7 protein-coding genes are annotated in these 6,812 nt (G+C 45.3%); 1 reads left to right on the top strand and 6 read right to left on the bottom strand.

Annotated elements, in window-relative coordinates; genetic code table 11:
- Positions 1-31: 31 nt before the first annotated feature.
- On the top strand, positions 32-1,222 hold the full coding sequence (locus tag OKX56_RS13415) for a pyridoxal phosphate-dependent aminotransferase (protein ID WP_019225235.1): 1,191 nt from the start codon (positions 32-34) through the stop codon (positions 1,220-1,222).
- A gap of 106 nt (positions 1,223-1,328) precedes the next feature.
- Here the strand turns inward: OKX56_RS13415 and OKX56_RS13420 are convergent, their stop codons facing one another.
- The 6 genes from OKX56_RS13420 to OKX56_RS13445 all read right to left on the bottom strand — a co-directional run bounded on the left by OKX56_RS13420 (position 1,329) and on the right by OKX56_RS13445 (position 6,304).
- Positions 1,329-1,829, bottom strand: a complete 501-nt coding sequence (locus OKX56_RS13420) for a HyaD/HybD family hydrogenase maturation endopeptidase (RefSeq protein ID WP_019225236.1) — start codon at positions 1,827-1,829, stop codon at positions 1,329-1,331.
- A gap of 116 nt (positions 1,830-1,945) precedes the next feature.
- Positions 1,946-2,569 carry a Ni/Fe-hydrogenase, b-type cytochrome subunit gene (gene cybH / locus OKX56_RS13425; RefSeq protein WP_287896840.1) on the bottom strand — a complete coding sequence of 208 codons (624 nt, stop codon included), beginning with the start codon at positions 2,567-2,569 and terminating at the stop codon, positions 1,946-1,948.
- Between the two features lie 20 nt (positions 2,570-2,589).
- Positions 2,590-4,155, bottom strand: coding sequence for a nickel-dependent hydrogenase large subunit (locus OKX56_RS13430; protein ID WP_019225238.1), 1,566 nt, complete (start codon positions 4,153-4,155; stop codon positions 2,590-2,592).
- A gap of 3 nt (positions 4,156-4,158) precedes the next feature.
- Positions 4,159-5,238: a hydrogenase small subunit gene (locus OKX56_RS13435; protein WP_019225239.1), complete on the bottom strand. Its 1,080-nt coding sequence runs from the start codon at positions 5,236-5,238 to the stop codon at positions 4,159-4,161.
- A 356-nt stretch (positions 5,239-5,594) separates the two neighbouring features.
- Entirely contained in the window at positions 5,595-5,891 is a 297-nt protein-coding gene (locus tag OKX56_RS13440) for a LiaI-LiaF-like domain-containing protein (protein WP_019225240.1), read from the bottom strand.
- Complete coding sequence (locus OKX56_RS13445) at positions 5,888-6,304, bottom strand: PspC domain-containing protein (protein ID WP_019225241.1); 417 nt, start codon at positions 6,302-6,304, stop codon at positions 5,888-5,890. Before OKX56_RS13445 ends, OKX56_RS13440 begins: the two co-directional genes overlap by 4 nt.
- Positions 6,305-6,812 lie beyond the last annotated feature (508 nt).

A 6,812-nucleotide genomic window follows, 5' to 3' on the forward strand; every position in this document is an offset into this window, starting at 1 on the left:
CAGAACGCCATAGGTGAAAGGATTTGAAAGTATGAAGCTGTCCCAGCGCATTCTGGGCATGAAGCCGTCTGCTACGTTGGCTGTTGACGCCAAAGCCAAAGAATTAAAGAGCCAGGGAAAGAATGTTATTTCGTTTGGATCCGGGGAACCAGATTTCGTGTCCCCACCGTCCGCTTTCAAGTATGCGGCGGAAGCGATGGAAAAAGGGAAAACTCATTACACATCAACACCTGGGGTTCCTGAACTTCGTCAAGAAATTTGTGCTTATTACCAAAAGGAATTTGGTCTGAAGTTTGATCCGGGACAGGTAGTCGTTGGCCCGGGAGCCAAACCTTGCATATATGAAGCGCTGGCAGCGATCGTTGATCCAGGGGATGAGATTGTCCTGCTTGCGCCGGCTTGGGTAAGCTATATCGAACAGATCCATCTTGTAGATGGGAAACCGATGATCGTGGAAACAGAAGATAGTGGTTTTATACCAAGATTGGACCGCGTGGAAGCCGCAATTACGGACAGAACCATCGCACTTTTGCTGAACTCCCCATCCAATCCGACAGGGGTCCTATTTGACGAGAAGACCGTTAGAGGCCTGGCTGAGATCGCCCAGAAGCATGATCTCTGGCTGATCTGGGATGAGATTTATGAGAAGCTGGTTTACGGTCAGAACAAACATGTTAATCCGCTGCAGCTTATGCCGGAGCTGGCTTCCCGGACAATTATCATTAACGGGGTGAGCAAAGCCTATGCGATGACAGGCTGGCGGATCGGTTATTCGATTGCCCCACTCGAGTTATCTTCCAAGATCAATTCGTTTCAAAGTCATCTTACCTCCAATGCCTGCTCCATTGCCCAATGGGCCGCAGTCGGGGCGATGCGGGAAAGCAGGGAAGATGTGCTGAGAATGAAGGCAGCTTTTAGTGACAGACGGGACCTGATCTGCGGACTTTTGCGTAAAATGCCGCATATCTCCTTTCCGGAACCTGAAGGTGCCTTTTATGTTTTTGTAAACATTAAGAACTGTATCGGCATGTCCTTTGAAGGACAGAAGATCAAGGATGATATCGGATTCTGCAATATGCTGTTGGATTCCGAACTGGTTGCCGTCGTACCCGGCAGTGCCTTCCTGGCGCCGGGGTATTTACGGATTTCTTATGCAAGTTCTCCGGAACAGATAACGGAGGGTATGAGAAGACTGCATTGTTTTCTGGATAAGCTGAAATAGTGAGGTTTGTTGTAAAATCCTAAGTTTACAAAAAGATACTGCCAATAGTATAAAACTATCAGCAGTATCTTTTTAGATTTAAAGTTACGCTTGAAGCACTTTATGCCTATTCGGCATGCGGAATAGCCAGGAAGCTGGATGCGGCATTGATTTGGCCGAATTCCTTAAACATTTGTTCCTTGAGTCGCGGGAAAACCGCCTTAATCTCCTCGGACAGGTCCATGCCCCATTCAAGACTCTTCGGCTGAACACCGTAGATCAGGGTTTGGGGAGTATTTCCCAGAATGTCTGCCAGTGCGAGAACTTCCAGAATGCCCACCTGATGAAACGATACTTGGTACTTCTCCGGGAAAACCCGGATATCTTCTGGACAGAACCGGAAGACACTGCCGGGCTCTGTCTGGGCATTGATTGCATCCACAATGATCAGGAAATCGGTTTCCTTGATCAGATGGACCAGTTCCAGACCGGCTGTTCCGCCTTCTAACAGCTCGACGTTGTCAGGAAGTTCTTCAGGCTTAAATTCATTTAAAAACTGAACGCCTAAGCCTTCGTCACTTAGTAAAACGTTCCCTACGCCCATCAGCATAATTTTTGGTGGAGTCATACGTGAAGTCCTTTCCTAAAAAGTTTCGTAAAGTAAAGCTAGTAATACGATGATACTAGCTTTACTTTCAATATTATACTCAATATGATGGAATTGAATCTTTCAGCCTGTAAATATCAGCTTTTTATGACCGATTGATTTGCTTTGTTAGCGCCACCCTTTTCTTTCTTACCGGTTTTACCGAAGAACATCAGAAAAAACTCATCCTTAGCTTCAGTAAAGACAAGGTAAACATGAACAAGGATGATCGCAATAAACAACCACATCACAACATAGTGGATCCCTCTGACTGCAGCCAGGCTGCCAAGTGCTTGAGCAGCTCCTGAGAACTTCATCGGCAGATATAGAATGATCCCGGTGATGGCCTGAAAGACAGCCAGGACTGGTAATGCAATATAGGCACATTTCTGCAGTCCATTGTATTTGTTGGTCTTTGGATGTTCCTTACTGATAAACAGATAATATTTAATCTGGGGGATAAAAGTCTTCAGATCTAGTTTGTTCAGGAAAAACTCCTTATAATCTTTATTTTTCCCGAAAAAGGAGACATAGAAACGTACAATCCCATTGATCACCAGAATGTACATGAAGATAAAGTGGAGATTTCTGGCGACATTCATATTGGCTCCCTGGAAAGGAGCATGGATGATAAAACCGGTCGAGATCAGGACCGCAAAGGTGATTAAGTTTATCCAGTGAGAGATTCGCTGGGTAAACGGATGATCAGATGCTTTAGCCATTTTTCGTTCCCTCTCTTTCCTTAGAAGCCGATATTGTATTTCTTGATTTCGTTGCTTTGCGGATCGATTAGGTGAATTGCACAAGCCAGACATGGGTCGTAGGAACGGATGACACGGACGACATTGATCGGATTGTCCGGATCTGGTACCGGTACCCCAATCATGGATTTGTCAACCGGGCCTAAAACGCCGTTTCCATCTGTCGGTGAAAAGTTCCAAGTCGAGGGGACGACCATTTGGTAATTTGCTGTTTTATGGTCTTCAACTTTAATCCAGTGGCCAAGCGATCCGCGGGCAACTTCAATCAAGCCTGCGCCCTGACCGCTTGCGGGGATTTCCCAATGATCGGTATCATGGATCTTAAAGTTCGGCTTGCCCATTTCGGCAATGAGGGAATCGACCCATTCGAGCATTTTCTTAGCCATAAGAATGGTTTCCACCGCCCGGGCGGCATGACGGGCGACAGCGCCGGGTTTGATGTTATATTTCGTAATAACGTCCATAAGCACTTTCGGCTGCATGACGAGCATACGGGCGAGCGGTCCGACTTCCATCGGTTTGCCTTCATAGCGCGGTGCTTTGACATAGGTATAGGCGTCCTTCTTATCCAAGTCAATAACTGTGTCTTCCTCATAAGGAGTTCTGCCTTTGTCGCTCTTGTACCAGGCATGCGTGATATCTTCCGTGATTTTGTCGATGCTGAACGGATGAACGGTCGCCAGGTTATTGTCGAGAATGATACCCGATGTAAATAACAAGTCTTTTCCTTCTGCATCTCCGGCAAAGCCACCATAAGACATGTAATTGCCATGACTACCGCCAACGCCGGCCTGAGCCAAAGGCAGAAGCGGCCCGGTCCCGAAGGTCAGGACATCCTGGAGGTAGACATTTTCAACGAAGGCGATCTGCTCCATCAGCATGGAACGGTATTGGAAGACTTGCTCCAAAGTAGGCAGTATCGTGACGCCGCCGACTACGATCGAGGATTGGTGTGGTTGTTTGCCGGCGAATATCGCAGACATTTTCTTGGCTTTTGCTTGCATTTCCAAGGCTTTCAGGTAGTGCGCAACAGCCATCGTAACGAGTTCAGGATCGCTGACACAATATTGATCAGGATTGTAACGTGGCGTCAGAGGCGCTGTATCGTTAGCTGCAACCAGTTTCAAAATTTTGTCCTTAACGCCGTTTAAACCAGCGTCATTGCCTTTGTACTGGGCAATCGCCATGACATCCAGATAGTCCAAGGCAGATAGATGATAAAAATGGAGCGGGTGGTCATGCAAGAGCGTTGCGCCGTAAATCAGATTGCGAATAAGACGGCCGCCATAGGGGACTTCGGCACCAAAAGCAGCGTCCAAAGCCAGCGCGGAAGCTAAACCATGTACTGTCGAGCAGACGCCGCAGGCACGTTCCGTAACATAACTGGCATCTCTGGGATCACGACCGATAACCAAGTTTTCAAGGCCCCTGTACATGGTGCCTATGACACGGGAGTTAGAGACGACACCATTTTCGATCTCTACTTCTATTTTCAAGTGGCCTTCAATACGGGTAATGGGATCAATGACAATTTTCTGTGCAGACATTCCTTACTCCTCCTTATGTCCGTGGTCTTTTTTGCCTAAACGGCCGGTTGCTGCCGTAGCTGCAAGATGAACGGCAAGGCCTGCTACGGCAACGCCTCCGATAATCTTGCCGGTAGCATCGGCATTAATTTGGCCGATGCCGGGAAGTTCAAAGCCTTCTTGTTTGTCATAAAGAGGACTGAAGGTTTTAAAGAATCCTGCCTCTGAACAACCGGAACATGGTGAACCGGCGTTGATACAGAAGTTGGTATTGTCGTTGTACCAAACCTGTGCGCAGTCGGTATACGTCTTCGGGCCTTTGCAGCCTTTCAGGAGCAGACAATAGTCTTTTTGGGTGGGGTCATTCCAGTCTTTCAGATAGTTGCCGGCTTCAAACTGGCCGCGGCGCGGGCAGTTGTCATGAAGCAGCTTACCGTAGAAAACGACCGGGCGGGCCTGATCATCCAAGGGTGGAACCGTGCCATAGGTCAGGTAGTAAACAATCGTTCCGAGCATGGTGGCCGGTTTGACCGGACAGCATGGAAGATTGATGACAGGGGTTGAAATGTTGTTTTGTTTCAACAGTTCACGGACGCCGACAGCGTCAACCTCACAGGCTCCGGGAATTCCGGCGCCATCGGTTGCGCAGCTGCCGACAGCAATAATGGCTTTAGCTTTCTTGGAAGCTTCCAGGACGGTTTCCCGGAAAGGTTTGCCGCCCACCATGCAATACCTGTCTTCCTTTGAGGGAATAGCTCCTTCGACAACGAGCACAAAGTTTTCTTTCAGGGCCTCCTGATAAGCTTCCTCGGCCTTATAGCCGGAAGCCGCCATAATGGTCTCATGATAACGGATCGAAAGCATATCCAGGACCACTTCAGCCGCTGACGGGTTCAGTGTTGCCAAAAGTGACTCAGAACAGCCTGTGCATTCCATTCCATGAAGCCATACGACCGGCGGTTTGTCCAAGGCAGTCTCAACAGCCTGAGTGACCTTGGGAGATACTGCAGCAGGGAGACCCAAAGCTGCCGTAGTCGCAGTCATCAGTTTCAAAAAGCTGCGCCGGGATACTCCTCTTGCTGCCAGAGCATCAAATGTGTTCATTCTGCAATTCCTCCTCCACATGTCCAAAAAAATTAAAATTCTTACTTAATATAAAATAGGATAAAAATTATAAATATTTAGATAATACATTTTCGTAAAAATATATTATTGCAGTGAGCAATATACCGAAAAAAATCATCCAAATATATATAAAGTTTATCTATTTTCCAAATTAATAAATGCAAGAAGCGTGCCAAAACATAAAACAGCTGAAAAAACTTGCAAATAAGCCAACACGAAAAGTCATAGCCAGATCAAAATTATTAAAATAGACAAAATATTTATCTTTCTGATACGGATTGTATCATCTAAAGAGACATAAGACCTTGCAAAAATACAACTTAAGGTCAATGCAATCAGTAAAGATGTTCCTGCAACTTAAATTCCGGGTAATTCAACGTGCCGTTATTCATTCCATAAATACCATAAAACATGATGCAGATGACGATGATGATCCAAACAATTGTTTTCATCATGGAGTTCTTGTTAATCAATAAACTGACACCGGCACCAATCAATAGCAGAGGCCAGAGCTTCCTGAGTGATAGGAAAAAAGTCCCGATGATCGAAAACGAAAAAACGTCAAGATTACTAAGCAGCCAGATTACACCGACCAGAATGATCACCGCACCCAGGGTAATATTTTTTTTCATTGATGATCTCTCCTCGCAAACAATACGTAAACGCCAACGGCAATCAAACCTATGGGTAGCAGGATGTCAATGTCGAACCAGTCGAAGAGTCTGTCTGACAAAAATACAGCACCAACAATGATCAGCGCAATGCCAAATACTTTAAGGCTTTTGTCCTTATTGATGGCCTGATTATGATCATTGTTTGGGATATCTGCCGAGTCGGCATAGTTCTGAGAACTGCCAAATGAGCCAAAAGGTTTTTGAGGAATCACTACCCAGCAGACGAGATAGGCAAGAATTCCAATCCCAGCAAAAAATGCGAGCAGCCAGATAATCCGTACAATCGTAGGATCTATTTCAAAATATTCCGCAATTCCAGAGCAGACCCCTGCAATCACTTTGTTTTGAGACCGATAGATTTGTTTACCCATGACCCATCCCCCTTAATCCAATTCAAAAGGAACTTCCTTGATGATTTAGCTTTTTCACGGAATCGAAAAGTCATTTTTTCATAAATCTATGGATTCTCATCATTTATATTCCAGCGGTTCTATTTTGAGAGCTCCATCTGTTCTGGGTAATAATATTCCATTGTGATTTCATAAGACTATATTAACACGAAGGACAGAATGTGGGTAGAAAAATTTATATTATTTTTCTAATAACTTCAGACGGTAAGGTAGACAATGAATAATAACCCCCTCAGATGGAAAAATAATTCTGCTGAATTTGTTTGAGGGGGAATGTAATCTGGATTCGCATCATCACAGAATTACTGACAAAGAAAAGAATAACCTTCATGTTGGGATAGACGGGTCTTTGACACTTGCATAAATATTAAAATCTTTGAAAGCCTTGAAAACAGGGCTTTTTTTGTTAGAAAATCGTCAAATTATTGCTATTTAGTATTGAGCAATTTGTGGTAATGTGTTATAATAT

The sequence above is a fragment of the Dehalobacter sp. genome (assembly GCF_030063005.1).
Lineage (GTDB): Bacteria > Bacillota > Desulfitobacteriia > Desulfitobacteriales > Syntrophobotulaceae > Dehalobacter > Dehalobacter restrictus.

Excerpts from the sequence above, each read along its gene's own strand:
- OKX56_RS13415 (WP_019225235.1), top strand. The coding sequence starts at position 32 with ATGAAGCTGTCCCAGCGCATTCTGGGCATGAAGCCGTCTGCTACGTTG.
- OKX56_RS13420 (WP_019225236.1), bottom strand. The coding sequence starts at position 1,829 with ATGACTCCACCAAAAATTATGCTGATGGGCGTAGGGAACGTTTTACTA.
- cybH (WP_287896840.1), bottom strand. The coding sequence starts at position 2,569 with ATGGCTAAAGCATCTGATCATCCGTTTACCCAGCGAATCTCTCACTGG.
- OKX56_RS13430 (WP_019225238.1), bottom strand. The coding sequence starts at position 4,155 with ATGTCTGCACAGAAAATTGTCATTGATCCCATTACCCGTATTGAAGGC.
- OKX56_RS13435 (WP_019225239.1), bottom strand. The coding sequence starts at position 5,238 with ATGAACACATTTGATGCTCTGGCAGCAAGAGGAGTATCCCGGCGCAGC.
- OKX56_RS13440 (WP_019225240.1), bottom strand. The coding sequence starts at position 5,891 with ATGAAAAAAAATATTACCCTGGGTGCGGTGATCATTCTGGTCGGTGTA.
- OKX56_RS13445 (WP_019225241.1), bottom strand. The coding sequence starts at position 6,304 with ATGGGTAAACAAATCTATCGGTCTCAAAACAAAGTGATTGCAGGGGTC.